The sequence below is a fragment of the Tropicibacter sp. Alg240-R139 genome (genome assembly GCF_900537075.1).
Taxonomy (GTDB): domain Bacteria; phylum Pseudomonadota; class Alphaproteobacteria; order Rhodobacterales; family Rhodobacteraceae; genus Falsiruegeria.
Genome location: NZ_UNRA01000001.1, coordinates 166875 through 191596, shown reverse-complemented (window position 1 = coordinate 191596; position 24722 = coordinate 166875). Strand labels below are relative to the sequence as shown.

Annotated in this window: 21 protein-coding genes; 8 read left to right on the top strand and 13 right to left on the bottom strand. The window is 59.2% G+C overall.

What is annotated here, in order from left to right:
* Positions 1-20: 20 nt before the first annotated feature.
* The 5 genes from G6R15_RS00940 to pepN all read right to left on the bottom strand — a co-directional run bounded on the left by G6R15_RS00940 (position 21) and on the right by pepN (position 5705).
* A complete protein-coding gene (locus G6R15_RS00940) occupies positions 21-1235 on the bottom strand; it encodes a hypothetical protein (protein ID WP_240336634.1) in 1215 nt (404 codons plus the stop codon).
* A gap of 185 nt (positions 1236-1420) precedes the next feature.
* Complete coding sequence (locus G6R15_RS00935) at positions 1421-1852, bottom strand: hypothetical protein (protein WP_240336633.1); 432 nt, start codon at positions 1850-1852, stop codon at positions 1421-1423.
* A complete protein-coding gene (locus G6R15_RS00930; protein WP_164657910.1) occupies positions 1852-2592 on the bottom strand; it encodes an SDR family oxidoreductase in 741 nt (246 codons plus the stop codon). Before G6R15_RS00930 ends, G6R15_RS00935 begins: the two co-directional genes overlap by 1 nt.
* 12 nt (positions 2593-2604) lie before the next feature.
* Positions 2605-3129, bottom strand: a complete 525-nt coding sequence (locus tag G6R15_RS00925) for a hypothetical protein (protein ID WP_164657909.1) — start codon at positions 3127-3129, stop codon at positions 2605-2607.
* Positions 3130-3152: 23 nt separating this feature from the next.
* Positions 3153-5705, bottom strand: a complete 2553-nt coding sequence (gene pepN / locus G6R15_RS00920; RefSeq protein WP_164657908.1) for an aminopeptidase N — start codon at positions 5703-5705, stop codon at positions 3153-3155.
* A 230-nt stretch (positions 5706-5935) separates the two neighbouring features.
* Between pepN and G6R15_RS00915 the strand changes: the two genes are divergently transcribed.
* From G6R15_RS00915 to G6R15_RS00905, 3 genes are all read left to right on the top strand, one after another.
* A complete protein-coding gene (locus G6R15_RS00915) occupies positions 5936-8068 on the top strand; it encodes a malate synthase G (RefSeq protein ID WP_164657907.1) in 2133 nt (710 codons plus the stop codon).
* 69 nt (positions 8069-8137) lie between these two features.
* Positions 8138-8563 (top strand): heme-binding protein, encoded by a 426-nt coding sequence (locus G6R15_RS00910; protein ID WP_164657906.1) that lies wholly within the window; start codon positions 8138-8140, stop codon positions 8561-8563.
* A 116-nt stretch (positions 8564-8679) separates the two neighbouring features.
* On the top strand, positions 8680-9459 hold the full coding sequence (locus tag G6R15_RS00905; protein ID WP_164657905.1) for a gamma-glutamyl-gamma-aminobutyrate hydrolase family protein: 780 nt from the start codon (positions 8680-8682) through the stop codon (positions 9457-9459).
* A gap of 2 nt (positions 9460-9461) precedes the next feature.
* Here G6R15_RS00905 and G6R15_RS23040 read toward each other — a convergent pair whose 3' ends face one another.
* From G6R15_RS23040 to G6R15_RS00890, 3 genes are all read right to left on the bottom strand, one after another.
* Entirely contained in the window at positions 9462-11549 is a 2088-nt protein-coding gene (locus G6R15_RS23040) for a Hint domain-containing protein (RefSeq protein ID WP_164657904.1), read from the bottom strand.
* Between the two features lie 518 nt (positions 11550-12067).
* Complete coding sequence (locus G6R15_RS00895) at positions 12068-14305, bottom strand: xanthine dehydrogenase family protein molybdopterin-binding subunit (RefSeq protein WP_164657903.1); 2238 nt, start codon at positions 14303-14305, stop codon at positions 12068-12070.
* Positions 14306-14308: 3 nt separating this feature from the next.
* Complete coding sequence (locus G6R15_RS00890; RefSeq protein WP_164657902.1) at positions 14309-14773, bottom strand: (2Fe-2S)-binding protein; 465 nt, start codon at positions 14771-14773, stop codon at positions 14309-14311.
* 101 nt (positions 14774-14874) lie between these two features.
* Here G6R15_RS00890 and G6R15_RS00885 point away from each other — a divergent pair, with 101 nt between their 5' ends.
* The gene (locus G6R15_RS00885) at positions 14875-15453 is read left to right on the top strand and encodes a TetR/AcrR family transcriptional regulator (RefSeq protein WP_164657901.1); all 579 of its coding nucleotides are present in this window, start codon (positions 14875-14877) and stop codon (positions 15451-15453) included.
* Here G6R15_RS00885 and kynU read toward each other — a convergent pair.
* Positions 15446-16639, bottom strand: a complete 1194-nt coding sequence (kynU, locus tag G6R15_RS00880; protein ID WP_164657900.1) for a kynureninase — start codon at positions 16637-16639, stop codon at positions 15446-15448. The genes G6R15_RS00885 and kynU overlap by 8 nt on opposite strands.
* Positions 16640-16873: 234 nt before the next feature.
* Positions 16874-17791, bottom strand: coding sequence for a LysR family transcriptional regulator (locus tag G6R15_RS00875; RefSeq protein WP_164657899.1), 918 nt, complete (start codon positions 17789-17791; stop codon positions 16874-16876).
* A 142-nt stretch (positions 17792-17933) separates the two neighbouring features.
* Here G6R15_RS00875 and G6R15_RS22970 point away from each other — a divergent pair, with 142 nt between their 5' ends.
* Both G6R15_RS22970 and G6R15_RS00865 read left to right on the top strand, forming a co-directional pair.
* Complete coding sequence (locus G6R15_RS22970; protein WP_164657898.1) at positions 17934-18551, top strand: sulfatase-like hydrolase/transferase; 618 nt, start codon at positions 17934-17936, stop codon at positions 18549-18551.
* Positions 18470-19672 (top strand): sulfatase-like hydrolase/transferase, encoded by a 1203-nt coding sequence (locus G6R15_RS00865; protein ID WP_164657897.1) that lies wholly within the window; start codon positions 18470-18472, stop codon positions 19670-19672. The genes G6R15_RS22970 and G6R15_RS00865 overlap by 82 nt, the downstream gene beginning before the upstream one ends.
* Before the next feature lie 72 nt (positions 19673-19744).
* Here G6R15_RS00865 and G6R15_RS00860 read toward each other — a convergent pair whose 3' ends face one another.
* The 3 genes from G6R15_RS00860 to G6R15_RS00850 all read right to left on the bottom strand — a co-directional run bounded on the left by G6R15_RS00860 (position 19745) and on the right by G6R15_RS00850 (position 22341).
* Positions 19745-20212 carry a DUF2269 domain-containing protein gene (locus G6R15_RS00860; protein WP_164657896.1) on the bottom strand — a complete coding sequence of 156 codons (468 nt, stop codon included), beginning with the start codon at positions 20210-20212 and terminating at the stop codon, positions 19745-19747.
* On the bottom strand, positions 20209-21504 hold the full coding sequence (locus G6R15_RS00855; protein ID WP_164657895.1) for an SDR family oxidoreductase: 1296 nt from the start codon (positions 21502-21504) through the stop codon (positions 20209-20211). Before G6R15_RS00855 ends, G6R15_RS00860 begins: the two co-directional genes overlap by 4 nt.
* A gap of 84 nt (positions 21505-21588) precedes the next feature.
* Positions 21589-22341, bottom strand: a complete 753-nt coding sequence (locus G6R15_RS00850) for an SDR family NAD(P)-dependent oxidoreductase (protein WP_164657894.1) — start codon at positions 22339-22341, stop codon at positions 21589-21591.
* A gap of 218 nt (positions 22342-22559) precedes the next feature.
* Between G6R15_RS00850 and G6R15_RS00845 the strand changes: the two genes are divergently transcribed.
* Together G6R15_RS00845 and G6R15_RS00840 are read left to right on the top strand one after the other, a co-directional pair.
* On the top strand, positions 22560-23015 hold the full coding sequence (locus G6R15_RS00845; protein ID WP_164657893.1) for an isoprenylcysteine carboxylmethyltransferase family protein: 456 nt from the start codon (positions 22560-22562) through the stop codon (positions 23013-23015).
* 130 nt (positions 23016-23145) lie between these two features.
* Positions 23146-24717 carry a Re/Si-specific NAD(P)(+) transhydrogenase subunit alpha gene (locus tag G6R15_RS00840; protein WP_164657892.1) on the top strand — a complete coding sequence of 524 codons (1572 nt, stop codon included), beginning with the start codon at positions 23146-23148 and terminating at the stop codon, positions 24715-24717.
* Positions 24718-24722 lie beyond the last annotated feature (5 nt).

Sequence of the window (24722 nt, the reverse complement as noted above, 5' to 3'; positions counted from 1 at the left end):
GCGTCGAGGTCTGCGGTGTATCAGGCTTCGACCCGCGGTCCGTCCGGGGTAAAGGTCACACGCAGGCCGCGGCTGATCTCGTCCCGAAACAGATCGGCGATCACGTGCAACGCATCGGCGCGCCCCCGTGCAGCGAACCTGCTGGGCGAGGTGATGCGTGCATTGTTGTCGAAGCCATCCGTTGCGTGCGCCCAGATCAGCGGGTGAATTTCGGTCATGTGGTCACGGATCAGCCAGCGGTCGTTGCTGCAGATTTGTGCGCGAACAAAATCGGCCCCTTCGTCCAGACCCATGCCGTTGCGCAGGGCAACCGCGCAATAGGCCGCCAGCAGGTTGACCATTTCCTGATCGGGGCGGGCCTTGATGATGTCGCGCAGCCCATCCACGAAAAATTCGACATCGATGCGGGCACAGGCCTCTTCGTCCATGGCGATGGCGTCGAAATAGACCCAAGCGTACCCACCTGCGCCCCAGATGCCTTGTGTGCGCGAGGCCGTTCGGCGTGCTTCAAGCTCTAACTCGTCATAGGTTCCGAACCAACGTGGTAACAGCTGTGTTCCCATCGCACGCATGTGGCGGTGGTTGTTGGGAGCCAGATCGATCAGCCGTTCGTATTCATCAGCTACGCGCAAGTTTTTGATCCGACGCCCGGCAAAAAGCGCACAACGGGCCGCCATCAGAAACGGGCTGGACCGGGTTTCACGAGCATAGGGCGCCAGCACATCAGTGGCGCGGTCGAAATGCGCTGCACAGCGCTCGCGGTTGAGGCGTGGTACGATCGAATCCCATCCAGTCCCGCGCCAGGCCCATCCCATGTCCACATGGGTCAGAGCCACCACAGCCGCGAGCATCGCATCGCCGGGGTGTTCATTGAGCACTTCTTCGAGACCGCTTACACCATCAATCAGGGATGCGGAATTGGCCGGCGCCCCCTCAGCGAGGGCGTGTTCAACGGCCTGGATGACATCGGAACGGGCGCCATAGGCCAACAGATCCGTGACCGGCGTGCCATTCGAGGTCACTTGTTTGTCGGCATCCGCTGCGGACATTTCGGCGGCCAGTTCGTCCCAGCGGTCCTGGCGGGCCAGAAACTGCCCGCGGCTTTGCAGCTCGCGGGCGAAAACCTCACTTGCCGATCGGTTGGTTACGGGGATGCTCAGCCAGTCTTCTGCCCGGAATGGTTCAGGTTTTGAGGGGGGCGTGGGGGTGTCAGTTGTCGAACGGCTCGGGAGCACACCCGCCAAGCGGGGCAAAAGGTGGCGGGAAACAAAACGGGGTGGGTGAAACATTACAGCTCCGAAACGGGTTCAACAAAATTGGACCGTTTCAAGCTGACGCTGGTTTGCGGCACAATCGTGTCTAAGCTGGGATGTTTCGGGACAGCTTTTGAGGAGTTTCGCGGCAATACGTGCCATATTCCCTAAAGAATGGTGAAATGGTGCCGCTCTACACGCAACCCGTGTGCCTGCGCGACCTCTTCGAATTGGCGGTGGGGGGGCAAGCTGTCATAGGGCATACGCACACATTTGTCGGTGGTCAGATAGATGGTTACGCGGATTGAGAAATCCCAGCGGGTGTCAAAACGAAGGTAGGCGATTTCATCCAATTGAACCTCGGCCGCGCGGCGGCCGCTGAACCATGACAGGGCGCGGCCATCCAGTGACAGACCAGCGGTTGCGTTGGTGGCAAGATCCCACAGGGTGGGGAGGGTGAACAGAGCCAATCCGCCAACAATCCACCAGGCTGCGTTGAACAGGATGATCAAAGCAACCAGTCCCCCATAGACCGCGATCAGGATCATCACAGTCCGTGGCTGCCGGTGATGGCGCTCAAACGAATAGGTCTCTGACATCATCGACCGCCCGACACATCCAAACATGTGCAGGTGACATAGGACGCGCGATCCGACAGCAGATAGAGCACCGCATCTGCGACCTCTTGCGCTGATCCTGTGCGTTGCATCGGTACCAGGTGTGACAACCGCTGTGCTCTGCCGGGTTCTCCGCCCTTGGCGTGGATATCCGTTTCGATCAAACCGGGTCGAATGGCGTTGACGCGAATGTTTTGCGCCGCCACTTCTTCGCCCAAGCCCTTTGTGAAGATGTCGATTGCCGCCTTGGATGCAGCATAATCGACATACTGGTTTGCCGACCCCAAACGGGCAGCGGCAGAAGATATGTTGACGATGGATCCACCGTTTCCGTGCGCTTGCATCCGCAAGACGGCCTCTTTCGCGACAAGCATTGCGCCGATCACATTAATGTCAAACATCCGCCGAAGGCGATCGTGGGTCAGGTCGGTGACCTTGGCAGTCATGTCGACGATACCCGCGTTGTTGACCAACCCGTCGAGGCGGGCAAATGTCTCATCCACTTGCGCAAATATCCGCGCGATGTCGTCGGGGTCCGCCACGTCGCCCTGACACAGCACAACCTGCGCGCCCGCCGCCTGCGCGGCCTCGGCCACCGCAGCGGCGCCCGCATGATCGCTGCGATAGATCAGCGCCAGGTTATAGCCCTGTTCGGCAGCCAGCCGCGCGGTGGCGGCACCGATCCCGGCGCTGGCGCCAGTGATGAGTAGGGTCTTGCGCATGGGTCTTGCTCCTTACAGTTTGAAGGCGCGTTGGATGTCTGCCATCGCCTCTTTCTGGCGTGTCGACAGCACCTCACCCGGTAGGACGGCGCCCCGGATGACGCTCAGAAGCGGTTGCAGGGCATCGACGCCCGAGATTTTGTAGAGCTTGTGGCTGATCCGCGACAGTGCCGGGTCTGCCCCGCCACATTGTGCCACCAACCAACGCGAGAGCGCCATCGCCTCTTTTGTCTCTTCCGCGTCCAGTTTCAGCATCTTGCGCAGTTGCAACTGTAACGCATCGCGTTGGTCTTGCGTGGGCAATCCGTCAAGATCCTGAAAGGCCATGGCGGTGGCCGCAATGGCAAGCTCGGCGCGTTCGATCGACTCGACCGGGTGGAGGTCGCTGCGGTGGCGAAAGCCGAAGCGTCGCGCAGCCAGACGAACGTCATTGGCCATGTCGAGTAGATCACCCGCTGTCTGGGCGGCGTGGCGTGCACGAATGACGTACCAGGCAACGGCTGCAGCAAGGCCCACAAGCGCGATGAGAACGGGCATCCAGAGACCTCCTTATCTGGGGATCACGCGCCGCGAATGCGGGTGATCATTTCGGTGACGTCGCGGGACAGGTCCGGCGTGGCCGCAATGCGGTCGAGTTGTACACCGATCAGACCCTGACGGTTGTCATCGTAGCGGCGCCAGGTCTGGAAGGCCGAACACATGCGCGCTGTGGTCTGCGGATTCACCGGGTCCAACCGGATCAGCCAATCGGCCAGCAGCATGTAGGCGGCACCGCCGACATGGTGAAAGCCAGCGTGGTTCATCGCCAACGTGCCAAAGACAGCGCGGAAGCGGTTGGGATTCTTCCAATTGAAATCGGGATGCTTGGTCAGGGTGCGCGCGACTGTGGCCGTTTGTTCGGGATCGGCCAGCGAGACCTGCAGCCCGAACCATTTGTCGATCACGAGTCGGTCGTCTTTCCACTGGTCATAGAAGGCCTGCAGTTCGTCCTGTCCCTTGCCTGCCTTGATCAGGCACCCAAGCGACGAGAGTTGCAGCGTCATGTTGTCGGCCTTGGCGTATTCCGCCCCGGCCAGCGCCCCGCCATCCAGACGTGCGATCAGCGACAGTGACGCGCTGCCAAGCGCGCGGCGGCCTGATTGATCAGCGTCGGGTTGGTAGGCGTCGGCCACCTGCGCCTCGCTATGCAGACGCGGCAGCAAGTCCTGCATGTGCTGTGCTTGGGCTTGGCGCAGGGTTTCGGTCGCGGACCAGATCGCCTGCGGGTCAGGCGTTGTGCCGCCGTCATACAGGGCTGCGGCCAGTTCCGACTGCCCCGGCAAGCCTAGCATCAACGCGCGATAGGCCGGGTCCAGCGTGTCATCACGCAGGACCGCCTGCACTCCGTCGAGGTATGCGCCAGAGGTTGCAGCCCCTTCGGTGATCATCGCCAAAAGTGTCTCTTGTGCCAGCGACCGGCCTGCTTCCCACCGATTGAACGGGTCGGTGTCGTGCGACAATAAGAAGGCGCGCTGGGCGCTGGTGGTGTCATGCTCCAGAACGACGGGGGCCGAAAAGCCGCGCAGGATCGAGGGGGTTGGCTTGGCGGTGAGATTGTCAAAGGTGAAGCTCTGCTCACTTTCGGTCAGTTCCAGCACGCGTGTTTCTGTGACCTCATCCCTGTTTTGCCCCAATAGACCCACGGCGACAGGGATCACCTGCGGTTGCTTGTCGTCTTGCCCCGGCGTGGGTGGCGTCGATTGCGACAGCGTCAGGGTATAGGTGCCATCCACCCAATCGTCAGAAACCTTCACGCGCGGTGTGCCGGCCTGCGAATACCAGCGCTTGAACTGGCTCAGGTCGCGGCCGGTGGCGTCCTGGAACACCTGAAGCCAATCCTCGATCGTGGCGGCGTCGCCGTCGTGGCGGTCGAAATACAGATCCAGCGCCTGTGCATAGGCGTCATCGCCCACCAGCGTCTTGAGCATGCCGATCACCTCGGCGCCCTTTTCATAGACGGTGGCAGTGTAGAAGTTGTTGATCTCGACAAAGCTTTCGGGGCGGACGGGATGCGACAACGGGCCGTTGTCCTCGGGGAATTGGCGTCCACGCAGGTCGATCACGTCGCGGATGCGCTTGACCGGTTCGCTGCGCATGTCGGATGTGAACTGCGCGTCGCGGAAAACTGTCAGCCCCTCTTTCAGGCACAGTTGAAACCAGTCGCGGCAGGTGATGCGGTTGCCAGTCCAGTTGTGGAAATACTCATGTGCGATGATCGCTTCGATCCGCTCGAAGTTGTCGTCGGTGCTGGTCTCGGGGGATGCCAGAACGCAGGAAGAGTTGAAGATGTTCAGCCCCTTGTTTTCCATCGCGCCCATGTTGAAATCGTCGACTGCCACGATGTTGAACACATCCAGATCGTATTCGCGGCCATAGACGTCCTCGTCCCAGGTCATCGACTTCTTAAGCGCCTCCATCCCGAAGGCGCATTTGTTTTCGTCGCCGGGGCGGACCCAGATGTTCAGCTCGACATCCTTGCCTGATCTGGTGGTGAAGCGGTCGGGGTGGTTGATCAGGTCCCCGGCCACCAGTGCAAAGAGATAGGCCGGTTTTGGCCAGGGGTCATGCCATTGTGCAAAGCCTGTCCCTTGTTCGGTGAGGTTGCCATTCGACAGCAGCACCTTCTCCGATCCGTTGATGCGCACGGTGAAGGTGCTCATCACGTCCGGGCGGTCGGGGTAGTAGGTAATCTTGCGAAACCCTTCGGCCTCGCATTGTGTGCAATACATGCCACCCGACATATAGAGCCCTTCGAGCGCGGTATTGCCTGCTGGGTCAATCTCGACCTCGGCCTCCCACACGAAGGTCGTGTGGGGCACGTCGCAAGTCAGCCCTTTGTCGGTGACATCAGGTGTCACAGGTAGGCCGTCGATGCTGGCTCGGATCAACTTCAGCTGCTCGCCGTGCAGGAAAAACGTCCGGTCGCTGGCCTGCGGATTGGGGCTGAAAGTGATCCGAGAGGTGACGCGCGTGGCACTGGGGGACAGATCGAATGTCAGGTGCACATTATCGACGATAAATCCGAAGGGCGTGTAATCCTTGAGGTAGATCGTGGTCGGGGCAGCGTCGCGCATGGGGGCCTCTGGGTGATGGTAGTTTCGGGCTGACGTTATGGGGTTCGTCTGGGGGCCGCAAGCGTGGACAAGTGGTTGCGATTTTGGGCAGGTGATTGTTCGGTGCCATTTGAAACAGCATTCGTTGAAACAGCACAGTTTCGACGCCGCGACAAAAGTTGCCTATCGGAAACTTTCGATCTATCTGGGACTGCATACATTTGTACACGGGCCGCCAGAGGGAGAGCGCAATGAGTGTCAGAGAAAACCGGGCCGGGTTGCAGGTCGCGCCCGAGTTCGTCGCCTTTGTCGAAGGGCAGGCTTTGCCGGGAACAGGCGTTGCGGCGAGCGACTTCTGGGCTGGTCTGGCGCGCATGATGGCCGAATTAGGCCCGAAGAACCGTGCCTTGCTGGACAAACGCGCCGAGTTTCAGAGCCGCGTAGACGCCTGGCATCAAGCCAACCGCGATGCGGACGCCGCTGCTTACGAAGCGTTCCTGCGTGAGATTGGCTATCTGGTGGAAGAGGGCGATGCGTTTTCCATCGACACCGCCAACGTCGATCCCGAGATCGCGACCCTACCGGGACCGCAGCTGGTGGTGCCAATCACCAACGCCCGCTTTGCCCTGAATGCGGCTAACGCCCGTTGGGGCAGTCTTTATGACGCGCTTTATGGCACGGACGCTATGGGCGATCTGCCTTCACGCGGCGGGTTTGACACCGCCCGTGGTGCGCGTGTGATCGCTTGGGCCAAAAAGTTTCTGGACGACGCGGTGCCATTGGCCAGCGGATCGTGGAGCGATGTTGACGGTGTGAGCGTTAAGAATGGTGCGCTGACCCCGGCGTTGGCCGATGCGCACGCTTTTGTGGGGTACGGCGGAGCGGCGGATAAACCGGACTTCGTTTTGCTCAAGAACAACGGCCTGCATATTCAGATAATTATCGACGCAACTTCGACTATTGGGTCCAGCGATCCGGCGGGCATTGCGGACGTGCGCCTGGAATCGGCGCTGTCGACCATCATGGATTGCGAAGATTCGGTGGCTGCCGTTGATGCCGAAGACAAAGCAATGGCTTACGGCAACTGGCTGGGCTTGATGCGGGGCGATCTGGCCGAGGAGGTGACCAAGGGCGGGACCACCTTTACCCGCACCCTGGCTGATGACCTGAGCTATACCGCTGCGGATGGCAGCATGGGTCTGATCAAGGGCCGGTCGCTGATGTTGGTGCGCAATGTCGGCCATCTGATGACCAATCCCGCCGTTTTGGACGCCAACGGCAATGAAGTGGGCGAGGGGCTGTTAGACGCGCTTTGCACCACCATGATCGCGATGCATGATCTGGCGCGCGAGGGGGGCAACTCGGTCCACGGGTCGGTCTATGTGGTGAAACCCAAGATGCACGGACCCGAAGAGGTCGCATTCTCGGTCGAGATCTTTGACATGGTCGAGGACATCCTGGGTCTGCCGCGCAACACTGTAAAGCTGGGCATCATGGATGAAGAGCGCCGCACGTCCGTGAACCTCAAGGAATGCATTCGCGCGGCCAAGAGCCGTGTTGCCTTTATCAACACCGGTTTCCTGGATCGCACGGGTGATGAAATCCACACTTCGATGGAGGCAGGTCCGATGCTGCCCAAGGGCGACATCAAGAACACGCCTTGGATCGCATCTTATGAGGATCGAAACGTGGACATCGGGCTGGCCTGTGGCCTGAAGGGGCGCGCGCAGATCGGCAAGGGCATGTGGGCCATGCCCGACCGCATGGGCGAGATGTTGGAGGCCAAGATCGGTCATCCGCAATCGGGGGCGACATGTGCATGGGTTCCGTCGCCGACCGCCGCAACCCTGCACGCGACGCATTACCACAAAGTCGATGTGCTGACGCGTCAGGATGAGCTCGCGGCGGGCGGCGCACGCGGTACGTTGGCCGATTTGCTGACCTTACCGCTGCTTGGTGGTCGCAACCTGAGCGACGACGAAATCGCCCTCGAGATCGAGAACAACGCGCAAGGTATCCTGGGTTACGTGGTGCGGTGGGTCGATCACGGAGTTGGTTGCTCGAAAGTGCCGGACATCAATGATGTGGGCCTGATGGAAGACCGCGCCACCTGCCGGATTTCCAGCCAGGCACTGGCAAATTGGCTGCATCATGGGGTGATTGAAGAAGGTCAGGTCATGGACGCGATGCAGAAGATGGCCGCTGTGGTCGATGGCCAGAATGCAGGCGATCCAGCGTACCGCCCGATGGCGCCCGGATTTGACGGGGTTGCCTTTCAGGCGGCCTGTGATCTGGTATTTAAGGGGCGGTTGCAACCTTCGGGCTACACAGAGCCAGTATTGCATGCGCGTCGGTTGGAGCTGAAAGCCAGCCTGGGCGCATAAGCATAGGGGGCGAGGGGCCAGCCCCTCGCGCTCCCCGGGATATTTTTAGCCAGAAGAAGGGGATCAGGAATGGCGATTTCATTAAGACGGGCGCGGACGATCATCCGCAAAGCGTTGGAAAAAGGCCGCGAGATGGAGCTGAAACCGCTGTCGGTTGTGGTTTTGGATGCAGGTGGCCATGTGCAGGCGTTTGAGCGCGAAGATGGCGCTGCTCCGGGGCGGTTTGCGATTGCGCACGGCAAGGCCTATGGCGCGGTGATGCTGGGCATGGCAGGCACGGCGCAGATGGCGCGGGCCGAAGGGCAGGCTTATTTCATGGCGGCCGTGAACGGGGTTTATGGCGGTCAGGTCATCCCAGTGCCTGGCGGTGTGCTCGTGCGCGACAAGAAGGGCGCTGTGATTGGCGCTGTTGGCGTCACCGGCGACACCTCGGACAATGATGCAGTTGCTGCACTTGCAGCAATCGAAGCGGTTGGGTTGATCGGCGAGATCTGATCTGCACTTTGTGCGTCACTGAACAACGACCTGCGCCATGGTGCAGGTCGTGCGCTGTTGCAGAGATTTGATGGGGTGGCTAGGTTAACCTTCGACGCACAGCCCAGGGAGATTCCATGTCGCGACCGGTCGTTGGTATCATTGGCAACTCATATCTGATGAATGATCAATATCCCACCCATGCGGGCGGGACGATGAATTCGGATGCGGTGGCCAATGTGGCCGGGTGTATTCCTTTGCTGATCCCGGCGGACCCACGGTTCCTGTCCGTGGACGAGCTGCTGGAGACGTGCGACGGGTTTTTGCTGACTGGCGGCCGCCCTAATGTGCATCCCGAAGAATACGGCGAGCCCGAAACCGAAGCACATGGTGCTTTTGACCGGGCGCGCGATGCGATTGTACTGCCGCTGGTGCGGGCCTGTGTCGAACGCGGTCAGCCGTTTCTGGGCATCTGCCGCGGGTTTCAAGAGGTGAACGTGGCCATGGGCGGCACGCTCTACCCAGAAATTCGCGATCTGCCAGGTCGCATGAACCATCGGATGCCACCGGACGGCACGCTGGAAGAGAAGTTCGCCCTGCGCCACAGGGTCGAGATGTCGGATAATGGCCCGTTCCATCGCTTGTTTGGGGCGCAAGAGGTCATGACCAATACGCTGCACGGGCAGGGAATTAATCGCCCTGGTGCGCGGATCGTTATAGATGGTCATGCGCCTGACGGCACACCCGAGGCGATTTATGTCAAGGACGCGCCAGGTTTTACCTTGTCGGTGCAATGGCATCCCGAGTGGGACGCGGCCAACGACCCGGTGTCGCGGCCACTGTTTCAGGCGTTCGGGGATGCGGCGCGGTCCTGGGCGCGCGAAGACAAAGGACCTGCTCTGCAGAAATCGGCTTAGGTTTATGCGGCCAAAACTCGCGCTTCATGCGCGCGCAGGCAAAGACGTGCGGTTTCGCCAAAAGAGCCGTGGCGGCTGCGCAATTCCGGGAAGACCGAAAACATCTCGTCCCTGCTCTGACCTGTCAGGGCATTCAGCGCGGTATCACCGGGAAAGAAACTCTCGGTCGCGGCGCCGTTGGCATAGATCACTTCGTGCTGGTCCAGCATCAGGTGCATGTAGGTCACGTTTCCGCCTTCGACCCGTCGCGCACCGGGGTTGTCCAGCAGATGCTGCGCAGCAACCAGAACTTCGCTGTCACCAAACAGCATTTGCGCACGAGACCCAGTCCAAAGCATACGATGTTGCGGCGACACCAGAAGCGGTGCGGTTGCACCTTGTAGCAGGGATCGGTGTAGCTCGATGGGCGCATTTACGCCGGAGGCTTTTACCGTTTTCTGACCGATCCAACGCAACGGTTGCAGGCCGTTGTCGCGAGTCACGATCAGATCGCCTGGGCGCAAATCCTCGATCAGGCGTGGGCCACGGACAGTGGTGATCAAAGTGCCGGGAGTGAAGCAGATGATGCGTTCGATGTTCGAGAATGTGACGATTGAGCCGTCGGTCATCTCGACCGTGCCAGCCAAATCGCCGGGTGTGGTCGACGTGAAGTTGAGGGTTCCATCCACGGCCAGCCCGTTGAGGTCCAGCAGGTCCCCATCGGTTTCGTCACCTTCTCCGCCGTCGATCTGGATGTTGGCACTGCCCGCTTCACCCAAATCGGTCAGCACAAAGGTGTCGTCGCCCTCGTTGCCCTGAACCGTGTCGCCTTGGGCGGTGTTGAACGTGTCGTCTCCGGCGCCGCCGTCAGCTGCATCCGCACCGCGACCGCCGTTCAGAACGTCATCACCGTCCTCGCCAAACAGCGTGTCGTCGCCGCTGCCGCCATTCAGGGTGTCGTTGCCCCCGGTCAGAGCGACAGTTTCGAAAAAGACGTCGCTGACCCAGATCGCCTGCGTGCCCGAAAGGGCATTTTCATAGATGATCTCGATCTCGGAGACCGGACCGGCGATTTCGACCAGAACAGATCCGGTCTGATCTGCTTGGGATTCACCTGAATCACCAGCAGTGACAGTATTCCCCGATACAGTGTCTGGATCGGCGGCTGTCGTGTCCGCAGTGATCGTCACTGTCACCGCATTTCCGTCAGCATCCACTGCGTTGATGGTGATGACGTCCCGATGGTTTCCCGAAGCAAAATCGACGTCGTTGATACGAAAAGAAACGTTTTCGACCTCGTCCTGAACATCCGACCCGGCAGAGGCAGAAAAGGTCAGTGTCGTGGTCGAGGTTGCCCCATCCCCATTGCCGAACAGATGCAGGGATGACTGGGTGTCAAAGGGTTCGTCGGTTCCGACATAGAGCGCGTCAGAGCTTTCGATTGAATACGTTGGCGCGTTGTTGCCATCATTGCTGAAGCTTACGGCGACGTCGATGTCGCCAGTGTTCTGGGTAAACCCGCCAGAGACGTCGGTCTCATCCGCGGCTTGGGCGTCCCAGTTCAGCGCTTCGATTGAGCGGTCGCCATAAAGAATGTCGTCGCCCTGATTGCCACGTAGGATGTCGTCCCCGGCACCACCCAGCAACCAGTCATCGCCGGACAGCCCACGCATGGTGTCATCACCCGAGAAACCCAGAACGAGGTCGGCATTGTCAGCGGAATCATTCAGGCTGCTGCCGAATACATCCGTGTACGACGCGTCGATGGAATCGTCGCCAGTGGTGCCAACGACGACATTGTCCGGGAGGCCTGTCGGCACATCAAACGGGGACGGCGGTGTGTAGGTTGGTGCAGTGACGGTCGATGCGCTATTCAGGGTGTCGACCTCGCCCAAGTCCGGAACGAAGTAGACGTTGCCATCTTCGGCAACAAAGAACTCTCCGGGTTCCTGTTCGTTGGTATAGGACGTGCCACCATCAGTGCCGGTGAATACCCATTGTCCTGAGCCAAGCGCTGTCTGGGTGTTGAACTCGGTCCAGGCGCCCGAGATGATGTCACTGGCGCTGAGCGTGTTGTCCGCTCCCAAGGAAACAAGGTAACCGAATGGCATCGTACTGGTCCTAACTTGGCTTGCGCGCCCAAATCAGGGAGCGCCCGCGAAATTCTGCAAAACGGGCCTTCTTGGATGTTCTCGATAGTCCTTCCGTCCCATTGAAGGGGATAGAGGGGGGGGGAGGCGAAAGAAGGGTGGCATTCTGACGAAATCAGGGAGATTTTCCGAAATTTTGCCACAATTGTTTCCAAATCGTGGACGGTCGGACCTTGGTTTTGCCCCGGAGGCAAAAGAACGGGGGCGCTCCCGCCCGTCGTCGATGTTTCCTGCGAAACACCTCCTCCCGTTGGGCCGGGCCTCGCTGCGCTCGGCTGTCGGTGCTTGATTGAGAAAGCCGTGCTTCACGGCTTCTCTGGCGGTGTTGGTTGAGCGAAACAGCGGCCAAAGGCGGGCCCGCGCCGCGCAAAGCGCGGCGCTACGCCCAAAACCGTAAGCGGTGCTGGCGAAGCCAGGGTCGTTCGGGTGCGGGAGCGCGCCCGTCTTTGAAGGGCGCTGCCGTCTGCACTTTGCGGGCCTCAGATCAGCAGATCAAAGGTGTGGCTTAGCGGCAGGGTGCGCGCGCGATTCCCCGTTAGGTCAAAAAGCGCATTGCCGAGGGCTGGCATCGACGGCGGTGTTCCTGGCTCACCTGCGCCGCCCATAAAGCGGTTGGTTTCCAGCACCTCGACCTCGACCTGCGGCGCTGTGTGCATCCGCAGGGCATCGTAATCGGGGAAGTTCCACTGCTCCACTTCGCCCCCGTCAAAGGTGATCTCACCGAAACACGCTGCCGACAGGCCATACATCATGCCACCAAACATCTGCGCCTTGACCACATGCGGGTCGATGGCCAACCCCATGTCGCAGGCGATCCAGGCCTTGTTGATACGGATGGTGCCGTTTTCGTCCACCACTTCGATCACTTGCGCCACTGGTGTGCCAAAGCTGTATGTCATCGCAACACCGCGTCCAACACCGTCAGGTGTCTTGCCGGTCCAGCCGGACATGTCACGTACTTTTTCCAGACAGCGGGCGGCGACATCCCATTCGTCGCGGGCGTGTTCCAGCCGAAACGCCAGAGGGTCGCGACCTGCAGCATGGGCGAGTTCATCCATAAACGTCTCGTGGAAGAAGCCATTGTAGCTGTTGCCGACCGAGCGCCAGAAGCCCACTGGCAACTTTACGTCAGCGACATAGCCGCTCATACGATAGTTGGGTATCGCATAAGGTTGGTTGAAAAAGCCTTCGACCAGAACCTTGTCAGGACCGCCACCGGCCATGCCGGTGATCCGCTCCACGGCCTGCTGCACTGGCGATTGCGCGGCAACATGACCGTCGATCAGGACTGCTTTGCCGCCTTTGACTGCACCGCGCAGGCGTGCCATTGCACCGGGGCGGAAATAGTCGTGGCGCATATCCTCTTCGCGCGACCAAGTGGTCAGGACCGGAGTACCAGGCACCGCCATGGCCACCTTGACAGCCACTTCGACGAAATCCAGCTCCAACCGGCGACCAAAGCCTCCGCCCAGGTAGGTAGTGTTGATCTCGACCTGTTCGCTTTCCAGGCCGGCTACGCTTGCAGCGCGCATCTGAGCAAAGAGCGGCATCTGCGTACCCGTCCAGACCTGCAGCCCGTTGCTGCCCAGCTGTGCCGCAGCCGTCATCGGCTCCATCGTCGAATGCGCCAGATAGGGGGCGGTGTAATCTGCAGTGATTTCAGTGGCACCCTCAATTGCCGCTTCGACGTCGCCATCATCGCGCATGGTCGAATTTGGCGATCCGTCAAAGGCCTTGGCGATCTTGGCGAAAATCGCGTCCGTCGTTGGTGGATAGGGGGCGTCTTCCCATTTGATCTCGACCGCTTCGGCGGCTTGAATGACCAACCATGTGTTGGTGCCGATCACGGCAATGCCGTCCCCGATGTCAACGATCTTTTCGACGCCGGGCATGGATTTCGCACCGCTGTCATCAAATGATTTCATCCCGCCACCCAGCTTGGGATTGCGGCGCACAGTGGCGAATTTCATTCCCGGCAAGCGCACGTCAATGGCGAATTCGGCCGTGCCGGTGGATTTGCCCACCATGTCCAGCCGCGGCTGGCTGCGTCCCAGATAACGCCACTCAGATGGGTCACGCAGTTCAGCTTCAACCGGATCAAGCGTCGCAGTCGCCTCAGCCAGCTCGGCGTAAGGGATCGTGGTGCCATCTGGCGCGATTACGTGGCCAGCTTCGGTTTTTAGCTGGCTTCGATCCACGCCCAGACGCTCGGCAGCGGCTTGTTTGATCGTCTCGCGCGCACTGGCGCCTGCCTCACGCATACGGATAAAACCGTCCTTCATTGAGGTCGAGCCGCCGGTGCCATGCAGTGACAGGGATTTGCCAATGACACCCAGAGCCTCGCCCAGATTGTGCTGGAACTCGCTCTTGTCATAGCCTTTGCCGGGCAAGCCATCGGAAAGGAAGGCCGAGTTGTAATAGGCCGCTGCTGCAGGTCCGTGCAGAACATTGACCTGTTCCAGATCGACATCGAGCTCTTCGGCGATCAGTGCCGCCCACGAGGTTTTGACGCCCTGGCCCATCTCCGCGCGTGGTGCAAAAAGTGTCACGCCATTCTGGTCGATCATGACAAACGGGTTGAGCGCAGCTTCGCCGTCGCGCGGCTTTAGCGGGTTTGCAGCGGGACGGGTGACATAATAGGCACCAAAGGCGACACCACCAACAATGGCGGCAGAGCCGATCAAGAATGTACGGCGCAGAATTTTTCCGATGCCCATGGATCAGGCCTCCTTTAACTTGGTGGCGGCGTCGTGAATGGCGGCACGGATGCGGGGATAGGTGCCGCAACGGCACAGGTTGCCCTGCATCGCATCGTCAATGTCGGCATCTGTGGGCGCGGAGTTCTCGGCCAGCAGCGATGCGGCCTGCATGATCTGACCGGACTGGCAATACCCACATTGTGCCACCTGATTTTCGATCCAGGCTTGTTGAATGGTGGCCAGGCTTTCGGGGGTCCCGACACCTTCAATCGTGGTGACGGGGCCATCCACATCCGACAGTGGGGTTTGACAGCTGCGCACCGCCTCACCATTGATATGCACAGTGCAGGCTCCGCAGGCGGCCACGCCGCAGCCGAACTTGGTTCCGGTCAAACCGACCTCGTCACGCAACACCCACAGCAGGGGCACGTCGTCAGGCAGATCGACCTGGTGGGTCTTGCCGTTGATGGTGAGTGTGGTGGCCATGGCGCGCTTTTCTCCGCTTCAGCTAGGATTGCTGACATAATTAGCGCAAAGTGTCATTGTGTCAATTGACATATTTTACAGAAACTGTCAGAGCTGATATTATGAAAGACATCAGCAGTGATCCGAAGCAGCAGGCGATCCTAGGGTCGGCGTTTCAGGCCTTTGCGACCTATGGGTTCCGCAAGACGTCGATGGATGACATCGCGCGTGGGGCGGGCATGTCACGCCCGGCGCTATATCAGCATTATCGCAACAAAGAAGACATCTGCCGCAGTCTTGTTCAGCATCACTATGACAAGGCCACGACTGCTGTATCAGAGGCCTTGAATGCACCGGGTTCGGTCACCGAACTTCTGACTGCGGCGATGATGAAGCAGGGCGAGGGTATCGCGGCTCTTTTGGCGTCGCCACATGGAATGGAACTGCTTGATGCGAGTTCCAGCATGGCGTCTGATATCGTGGACGTTGGGGAAGGCGCGCTGCAAAAGCTCTATGCGGATTGGATGACGCGCGAGGTTGCGAAAGGGCGTGTGCATCTGTCTGGCGAGGCGCCCGAGATTGCGGCGACACTGACCACAGCGCTCAAGGGCGTGAAGAGTCACGCTCCTGATTTTGAAGTTTATTCGACCCGCGTGCACCTATTGGCGGCGATCTCAGGCGCGGGTTTGTCCGTCAAGTAACCTTGTTTCGGACCTTATACTCGGGGCGGTCCCACAGTTTGTTGCTCATGACATCTGCGATGATAGCCACCGCGGCGCGCACATCGCCTTCGTCAATATAGAGCGGCGTGAAACCGAACCGCATGATATCAGGGGCGCGGAAATCGCCGATCACGCCGCGCGCAATGATCGCCTGCATAGCGGCATAGCCGTCCTCAAAGCTGAACGAGACCTGGCTGCCCCGGATTTCCGCATCGCGCGGGCTGGCCAGCCTCAGCATCGGGCAGGCGGCTTCGACCTCGGCGATGAACAGCTCTGTCAGCTCAATGGACTTGGCGCGCACCTCGTGGATGTCGGCCATGTCCCAAACGTCCATCGCCGTCTCCAGCGCGGTCATTTGAATGACTGGGGGTGTGCCCACCCGCATGCGTTCGATGCCGGAACCAGGGCGATAGTCCAGATCAAAGGCAAACGGTGCTTCATGCCCCAGCCAACCTGACAGTGCCGGGCGCACCTGATCTGCGAGGCGCGGCGCGACGTAGATGAAGGCGGGCGCACCTGGACCGCCGTTGAGGTATTTATAGGTGCAGCCCACCGCAAAGTCCGCCTTACAGCCAGCCAGGTCCACCGGCAAAGCCCCGGCTGTATGGGCCAGATCCCAGACCGTGACGATACCGTTGGCATGGGCTAGTTCGGTCAGCGCCTTCATGTCGTGTTTGCGCCCCGTGCGATAGTCAACTTCAGTGATCATCATCACGGCCACATCGTCGGTCAGGTGGTTGGCCACGGCCTCGGGGTCGACCACGCGCAGCTCATAATCGTCGCCTAGCGAACGCAGCAGGCCGTCGGCCATGTAGAGATCGGTTGGAAAGTTGCCGTTGTCCGACAGCACAACTTTGCGGGTCGGGTTCAGCTCCAGCGCCGAGGCGACCGCCTGATAGACCTTGATCGACAGGGTGTCGCCCATCACCACGCTGCCGGGTTCCGCCCCGATCAGCTTGCCAACACGATCGCCCAGATCGGTGGGTTTGGCCATCCAGCCGGCCTTGTTCCAACCGGTGATCAGCAGCTTACCCCATTCCTGGGTCATCATATCATGAACGCGTGCGCCTGCGGCTTTGGGCAGGGGCCCCAGCGAGTTGCCGTCCAAATAGATCATGCCCTCGGGCAGTGCGAACATGGCCTTGGTTGCAGCGAAGTCGGTCATGATGGCCTCTCACATGTATTTTAAGCTTGAAGTATCTTGGGTCGTGGGTATCTTAGAACCCCTGCACCTGTCTAGCTTTTGTGTGAACTATCTTAGGATTTGCAAGTGCACCCGGAACTGCATTTGAGAGAGATTTTATAATTTATTTATTTATTTCAATGCTTTGATGGTTGATATTCACTGTTCTGAATTGGGTTGCGCTTTTTTGGATATCCACTCCCCAGTGGGCCAAACTTACGCGCTTTTCGTCGCGCCAAAATCGTTAGCCAAGTGAGACCAAAACCCGTCAAGGGCTGGAAAACCCACGGTTTTGCGACGGGCCGTGCAAATGTTCCAGGTCATCGTTTCAACGGTCTTGATCTCTTGCAGATGACCAAGCTTGGCGTGTAGCGCGAAATCCTCGTGCAAGCCGGCCGCCACCAGATCGGTGCGGCAGGCCAATTCGGCCACAAGCGCAAAGTCGTCGCATTCGATTTTTGGCAGTTGGGCGACGATCTGCCAAGCTTCGGGGTCGCCGCCCAGCACCCCGGCAATTGCCGTACGCCAGTGACGATGCAGATGCGCGGTTATGAATGGCCCGCGAAAGACATCTGCAACTGAAACCGCACGCGCCTCATGCAAGCGATGGCCTGGTCGAGCCCAAAACGACACCGGTTCCTTGCGCAGCGCCAGAATGTCCAGATCGCTCAGGTCCGGGGTATGGGTCAGATCACACACCGCCACATCCAGCGCGCCCATGCGCAGCGCCTCAAGTGGTTCCTTGGTGGCGCGCACGTTGATCAGGGCGTGCAGGTCAGGGGTCTGCGCCAACATGTCGGTCAAAATCGGCGCGATGATCGTACGCGTGGTGAGCGGCCCGCAACCGATCTTGAGCGTTTCCGGCCCCTTGGAGCGCAGGCGGGACACGCCAGCCTCGAATTGGGTTGCTGCGCTGTTCATCCGACTCAGCAACTGTAGGAAATCACGCCGTGCCGGGGTTGGCGGGGCATCGTTCGCGCCGCGCTCGAATAGGGTGTGACCAGCGAAACTTTCAGCTTGGCTGATATAGCGCGAAAAACTGGCCGGAGAGGTGCCCATGGCCTCGGCCGCAGCGCAGTAGTTGCCGTATTTTGACAGGGCCAGCCCGGCCGTCGAAACCTTTACGTCAATCACTTTTAACCCTCATCGCAGAAAGCGGAACGCGCGTACCAACACTTGAAACGAGTGGTTCGAATTGTGGCCGGACCTTGAGTATTTTGTCACAAGGTGTCAATCCGCGGCAGATCGTCCGGACGACATGAGTACAGAGACCTAAATGGTCCGATTTAAATCACTTATTTCAGCGCTGAGTGGTGTGGCGATGACCGTCGCAGCACATCAGGTCATGGCCGAGACCGAGCGTCCGAACATACTAATTTTCATTGCTGATGGCATGGGGTTTTCCGATGTTGGCGCCTTTGGCAGCGAAATTGAAACCCCTTCGATTGACCAGTTGGCTGATCAGGGCATGCTGTTTACCAATTTCCACGTCGGTGCATCCTGTTCTCCAGCGCGCACGATGCTGACCAGCAGTGTCGATAACCATCTGGCCGGGCTTGGCAACATGCTTGAAATTCAAGCCGGCAACCAGTTCGGCAAGCCGGGGTACGAGGGCCATCTGAACGACAAGGTCGTTGCCCTGCCGCGCCTGCTGCGCGACGCAGGCTATCACACCTATATGACCGGCAAATGGCATCTAGGGCACGAGCCCGGTACCATCGCCTATGACCGTGGGTTCGAAAAGTCGTTTATGCTGAGCGAAAGCGGGGCAGACAACTGGGTCGAACAGCCCTATGCGCCGTTTATGACCGGGTGCACTATTCCGAGGACGACCAATTGGTCAGCCTGCCGAGCGACGATTATTTCTCGTCTGATTTCTATACGCAAACGATGATCGACTACATCGACAGCAATTTGGATGACGGCAAGCCGTTTTTGGCCTGGGTCGGCTATCAGGCGGTGCACTACCCGCATCAGGCACCCAAATCATTCATCGACAAATACGACGGTGTTTATGACGATGGGTTCGAGGCGCTGCGCGTTTCGCGTTTAGAAAAGCAAAAAGAACTGGGTCTGATTTCGGCGAACGTGGAGCTGGACCCCGAGTTCGCCAAAACCACCTATGAACCCTGGCGCATGCCCGATTGGGAGGCCCTGAACGAAGAAGAACAGGCGTTCAATGCGCGGCGGATGCAGACCTATGCCGGTATGCTCGACAATATGGATGTCAACATTGGCCGCTTGTTGCAACACCTTGAGGATAAGGGCATTACCGACAACACCATCGTGATCTTCATGGCCGACAACGGTCCCGATCCCAACCAGCTACCGCTGTCCGAGGCCTATCGGGACTGGTACAAGGCCAATTATGACAAGGTCTATATCGAAGATTTCGAAGGCGACTTTTCCGACATGGGGCAAAAGGGCGTCTATGCCGATTATGGCCCCGGCTGGGCGGCGGCTGCGGCCGTGCCGGGCAGTTATTTCAAAACCTTCTCGACCGAGGGCGGGCTGCGGGTTCCATTGATTGTCCGTTTTCCGGGCGTGGTTGCACCGGGCGCACAGATCGACAAGTTCGCCTACGTCCGTGATATTCTGCCGACTTTGCTGGAAGTCGCCGGTGTGAAAACGCCGTGTGGCACGTACGACGGCCGCGAGATCTATGCGCCTGATGGCTTCAGCATGTTGCCAGTGTTCAAGGGGGAGGCCGACACCGTTCGCGGTGAAGACAACCCGGTGGGCTACGAATTGGCTGGATCTTCCGCCGTGTTCCAGGGGCGGTTCAAGCTGATGCAGAACCTTGATCCAAAAGGTACCGGAGAGTGGGAGCTGTACGACATCGAAACGGACCTGTCCGAGCTGCACGACCTGGCAGGTGAAATGCCGGACCGGGTTGCCGAAATGCGTTCATTCTTTGACGCTTACGCCAAAGAGGTGAACCTGGTTCCGGTGCCCGAAGGGTACAACCCGCTGGAGCAGACGGTAATCAACGCCAAGCGCAACGCCGGGCATTGAGGTTGAGTTGAAATTCATTAAGCCGGGGCCTTGTCGCAACGACGAGGCCCCTCGCGTGTTCGGAATTCGTACTTAGAACGTTGGTTTGGTCAACATCAACCAGACGATCGTCAGCACGGCGGCAAATGCCGGGAAACCGCAGGCGAACCAGATGCGATAGAGGCGGTGATATGCGGGCGGTAACTTTTGTCCAGTGTCGCGCGCGGTGGTCGCAAGGCTGCGCAATTTGATCTGTATCCACACCACAGGAAGCCAAAAGGCGCCAACAATCACATAGAGCGCAAGCGATAGGGCGACCCATCCCTCGGACAGCGGCCATCCGGCGTCTTTGGCCAAAAAGTACCCGGTGACAGGCTGAAACACAGCGGCGGTTGCAGTGAACAGCGTATCAGCCAGAACAACGATGCCGGCCACATGGGCGATCAAACGCGGATCTTTGCTGTGATTCGATACGACCATAAAGAACGCAATACCCGCGCCGGTGCCCAGTAGAACCGTTGCGCCGATCACGTGCAGAAACAAGAGCACCTCGTAGCTCATCTGTCCTCTACCATCAGCCAAACCATTGCGGCCAGGGTCATACCAGGGAAGACTTTGATCATTGGCCCAAGCGGATCGGCCCAAAGATCAGGGGCTAGTATCACGCCACCAAGAAGATATGCGGTTGAAAGCGCAATCATTCCCAAAGCGGCATGTCGGGTCCAGGGGCGGTAGAGGATGGCCAAGCCAAGAAAGATATCTGCAGTGGCACCTCCGATGACACTTGTGGCGATCAGCCACTGAGGCGCGGCTCGATCCGCCAGCACCGTCATTGCCCGTTGCGGATCCATAAGCGCGACGATCCCGGACAGCAGCCAGAATAGTGCCAATACGCCGATAGCGACTGGCAGGGCAAGAAATGCCCGTGCAAACAGGCGCTCTTGCCGTGTTGATGGCAGGTTTTGGAGTGCGTCTTCTAGCGTGCGGCAGGGTTGTCCACCTGCGTTCTCCCATGTTTGCGGATCGCCACGCACGCCGTCGGATAGAACCTGCAAGGCAGTGGTTCTGAGTGGAGAGCGCCAGCCGAGATGTCCCAGCCCGTCGGCGATCCGCCCCAAAGCCGAGATACACCCCCCCGGCAGGCGTATTGTGATGCGAGGGTGTGGCCAACCTTGCCAGACCCGTATCCGTGCGATCAGTTCGGGCAGGCTGCGGGCCTCAGTCTCGGTCAGATCCGCGATGGTTCCAGAAGAAATGTCTCCCTGTGCCGCAGACACAACGGCAGCAGTTACATCGTCTATGTAAACGGTCTGGATTTGTGCTTCGGGCAGGACAATCGGGTGAATGAGGGGAATTGCCGAGGCTGCGCGCAACAAAGCGGTGCCGCCATAGGCCTGCGGGGCCAAAAGCAGTGTCGGGTGTAGAATAACCCAGTTTTGCATGGTTTCCATAAGGGCGGCATCACCGCGCGCTTTGCTGCGAAAGAAAGCGGTGGATGCGTGTTCGGACACACCAGCTGCCGAGATTTGGATGACCCGCACAGGCAAGTTCGTAGCCGCTTGGGCCAGTTGAGAGACGGCCGTGACGTGGATGGCCTCTAGATCATCCACCAACCCATCTTGAAGCGCACCGGATGCATTCACCACGACATCCACATCGGTCAGAATGTCGTGCCAGCCCAAGGTCGAAATCGTCGTGATATCTTGTATGATCCACCGGGCCTTAGCATCAACGGTTTCGGCGACCTTGCGCGACCGACCGACCCCGATGACGTCAAAACCTGACCGCGCCAACGCGCGCATGCAGGCCGACCCGATCAAACCATAGCCGCCTAGAACAATCGCCTTGGGCAAACCTGCGTCCTCTTTCTGATATTCTTCACGCTTCAGTTGAGAGGGTAGGGCGTTGAAACTCCACAGGCCTGTTGTCGCAGCCTATCAGATTTTTCCACCCGAGATTTCGATGCATTGTCCGTTCATGCTTTCTGATCCGGGGCGAACCAACCACAGCGCTGCGGCGGCGACCTCTTCGGGCGCAATCAGGCGTTTGTGGCGGTTGGAACTGACCATCATCTTGAGCGCATCCTCCTTGCTCACCCCTGAGCGTTCCGCGATCGAAACGGTGTTGCGGTCCACGATGGGGGTGTCCACATAACCGGGGCAGAGCGCGTTGAAGGTGTAAGCGGTGCCCATGAACTCCTCAGAGTAGGTGCGCATAAGACCCACCAGCCCGTGTTTGGATGCCGCATAGGCACCAGCCCCTGGTGCGCCACGTAGCCCAGCAATCGAGGCCACGGGGATCACGCGGCCCCAGTCGGTTTTTAGCATCGAGCGCAGGCTTTCGCGGATGGTCAGAAATGCGCCATCCAGATTGGTAGCCATGATGTTGCGCCAAAATTCCATGTCGGTCTTTTGCAGCATCTTGCCCTCGGCAATACCTGCATTTGGAACCGAGATTTGGATCGGGCCGTTCTTGGCAACGGCGGCGGCGATCTTGGCGGTCACATCCGCTTCATCCCGGACATCCATGGCCATGGCGGTCATGTTGCCGATCGCGACTTCTTCCAGTACTTCTTGGCGACGTCCCGTGATGGTCACATGGGCCCCCTCATCGGCCAAAGCGCGCGCAATGGCCAGGCCGATCCCGGTGCCGCCGCCGGTGACCAGTGCGTGTTTTCCCTGCAAGCTCATATTCAGTCCTCCAATTTCCTACAGTAACCCTACCTTTGAAGTGCGATGTGACAAGTCGCGCCGTTCCGTCACAACGTGGTATCGGGGCGCTGCCGGCGCGCTAAAAACGACGTCCATATTGTCGCAATTGGACTGAATACCTGTACAAATCCCCCACTCATGCAATAGGGGACTGGCAACCTGATCGAGAGGTGCGTTTCACCCATGGAACGACGCGCATGACTTTACAGAAGATCGACCTGCCGCCGCTCTGGTTGCTGGGGTTTGCCGCCTTGGCTTGGATGCAGGCGCAATACCGGCCCATGGGGCTTTCGCTGGAGGGGTCGATAACAGACCTACTTAGCGGGTTATTGATCGGCGCGGGGCTGTTGCTGATGGTGTTGGCCGTGAGCGAGTTGCGAAGGCAGCAGACCACGCTCTGGCCACATGAGACCGCGCAATCCCTTGTTCAAACCGGCATCTATAAACGCAGCCGAAACCCGATCTATCTGGGTGACGTGCTGATCCTGGCGGGGTTGATTCTGCGGTTTGACGCGGTGTTGGCGCTACCACTTGTTCCGATCTTTGTCTGGCTGCTAGAGCGACGCTTTGTCATCCCAGAAGAAAACCGACTTAGACGGACGTTTCGCGCGGATTTTGCCCGTTATCAAGGCAAAACGCGCCGTTGGGTGTAGGAGTTTTGTGACACTGGACCTAACGTTCATTATGCTGCACTTGCGAAATAATGTTGCGCAATTTATGGCATGGCTTTGCGAACCGAACCAAACCGCGTCCGTTTCCGGGCGAAATAGGGGGACCTGACGGGTGAAAATAGGCACACCAAAGGAAATATTTGACGGGGAAGCGCGTGTCGCGATGACCCCTGCGTCTGCGCTGCAGTTGCAGAAACTTGGCTATGATTGCGCGATTGAAAGCGGGGCAGGTCTTGCTGCCGGCTTTTCTGATGCGACGTACGTAGAGGCAGGCGTCGAAGTCATCAAGACCGCCGCTGCCTTGTGGAAAGACGTCGACATCATCGCCAAGGTGCGCCAGCCCAACGAGACAGAGCTGAAGCGCCTGAATGGCGACAAGACGCTGATCTCGTTCTTCAACCCGGCAGGGAACGAAGACGGAATGGCGCTGGCCAAGTCCAAGGGCGCAAACGTCATCGCCATGGAAATGGTGCCGCGCATCTCGCGCGCGCAGAAGATGGACGCTTTGTCTTCGATGGCCAACATCGCAGGCTACCGTGCCGTGATCGAGGCGGGCAACAACTTTGGCCGTTTCTTCACCGGTCAGATCACTGCTGCGGGCAAAGTGCCCCCGGCAAAGGTTCTGGTTGTGGGCGCGGGTGTTGCCGGTTTGGCCGCCATCGGGACCTCGACCTCGCTGGGTGCCATCACCCTGGCGTTCGACGTGCGACCCGAAGTGGCCGAACAGGTCGAATCCATGGGCGCCGAATTCGTCTACCTGGATTTCGAAGAAGAGCAGCAGGACGGCGCCGCCACCGGTGGTTACGCGTCTGTCTCTTCGCCGGAATTCCGCGAGGCGCAGCTGGCGAAGTTCCGTGAACTGGCCCCTGAGGTTGACATCGTCATCACCACGGCGCTGATCCCCAACCGCGAAGCCCCCGAGTTGTGGACCGCAGACATGGTCGCCGCGATGAAGCCGGGTTCGGTCATCGTTGACCTTGCGGCTGAAAAGGGCGGCAACTGTAAGCTGACCGTCATGGACGAGAAAATCGTGACCGACAATGGCGTGACCATCATCGGCTACACCGATTTCCCCAGCCGGATGGCTTCGCAGGCCTCGACGCTTTATTCGACCAACATCCGTCACATGATGACTGACCTGACCCCTGAAAAAGACGGTCAGATCAATCACAACATGGAAGACGACGTGATCCGTGGCGCGACCGTGACGCACCAGGGTGAAATCACATTCCCACCGCCGCCGCCCAAAGTGGCCGCGATTGCCGCGCAGAAGAAACCCGAGGTCAAGGAACTGACCCCGGAAGAAAAGCGCGAAGCCGAAGTTGCCGCATTCAAAGCCCAGACCAAACAGCAGGTCACCCTGTTGGCGGTTGCCGGTGGTTTGATACTACTCGTGGGTCTAGTGGCCCCGGCCAGCTTTATGCAGCACTTTATTGTGTTTGTTCTGGCCTGTTTTGTTGGCTTCCAGGTGATCTGGGGCGTTGCGCATTCGCTGCACACACCGCTTATGGCCGTCACCAACGCCATTTCGTCGATCATTATCCTTGGGGCTTTGATGCAGATCGGATCCAGCTCGTTCCTGGTGATCCTGCTGGCGGCGCTGTCGGTCTTTATGGCCGGGATCAACATCTTCGGCGGTTTCCTCGTAACACGGCGCATGCTTGCCATGTTCCAGAAATCTTAAGGAGG

What these genes read in the sequence shown, in the direction of transcription:
- G6R15_RS00935 (WP_240336633.1), bottom strand. Translation starts at nt 1,852, where the DNA reads ATGTCAGAGACCTATTCGTTTGAGCGCCATCACCGGCAGCCACGGACT.
- G6R15_RS00930 (WP_164657910.1), bottom strand. Translation starts at nt 2,592, where the DNA reads ATGCGCAAGACCCTACTCATCACTGGCGCCAGCGCCGGGATCGGTGCC.
- G6R15_RS00925 (WP_164657909.1), bottom strand. Translation starts at nt 3,129, where the DNA reads ATGCCCGTTCTCATCGCGCTTGTGGGCCTTGCTGCAGCCGTTGCCTGG.
- pepN (WP_164657908.1), bottom strand. Translation starts at nt 5,705, where the DNA reads ATGCGCGACGCTGCCCCGACCACGATCTACCTCAAGGATTACACGCCC.
- G6R15_RS00915 (WP_164657907.1), top strand. Translation starts at nt 5,936, where the DNA reads ATGAGTGTCAGAGAAAACCGGGCCGGGTTGCAGGTCGCGCCCGAGTTC.
- G6R15_RS00910 (WP_164657906.1), top strand. Translation starts at nt 8,138, where the DNA reads ATGGCGATTTCATTAAGACGGGCGCGGACGATCATCCGCAAAGCGTTG.
- G6R15_RS00905 (WP_164657905.1), top strand. Translation starts at nt 8,680, where the DNA reads ATGTCGCGACCGGTCGTTGGTATCATTGGCAACTCATATCTGATGAAT.
- G6R15_RS23040 (WP_164657904.1), bottom strand. Translation starts at nt 11,549, where the DNA reads ATGCCATTCGGTTACCTTGTTTCCTTGGGAGCGGACAACACGCTCAGC.
- G6R15_RS00895 (WP_164657903.1), bottom strand. Translation starts at nt 14,305, where the DNA reads ATGGGCATCGGAAAAATTCTGCGCCGTACATTCTTGATCGGCTCTGCC.
- G6R15_RS00890 (WP_164657902.1), bottom strand. Translation starts at nt 14,773, where the DNA reads ATGGCCACCACACTCACCATCAACGGCAAGACCCACCAGGTCGATCTG.
- G6R15_RS00885 (WP_164657901.1), top strand. Translation starts at nt 14,875, where the DNA reads ATGAAAGACATCAGCAGTGATCCGAAGCAGCAGGCGATCCTAGGGTCG.
- kynU (WP_164657900.1), bottom strand. Translation starts at nt 16,639, where the DNA reads ATGACCGACTTCGCTGCAACCAAGGCCATGTTCGCACTGCCCGAGGGC.
- G6R15_RS22970 (WP_164657898.1), top strand. Translation starts at nt 17,934, where the DNA reads ATGGTCCGATTTAAATCACTTATTTCAGCGCTGAGTGGTGTGGCGATG.
- G6R15_RS00860 (WP_164657896.1), bottom strand. Translation starts at nt 20,212, where the DNA reads ATGAGCTACGAGGTGCTCTTGTTTCTGCACGTGATCGGCGCAACGGTT.
- G6R15_RS00850 (WP_164657894.1), bottom strand. Translation starts at nt 22,341, where the DNA reads ATGAGCTTGCAGGGAAAACACGCACTGGTCACCGGCGGCGGCACCGGG.
- G6R15_RS00845 (WP_164657893.1), top strand. Translation starts at nt 22,560, where the DNA reads ATGACTTTACAGAAGATCGACCTGCCGCCGCTCTGGTTGCTGGGGTTT.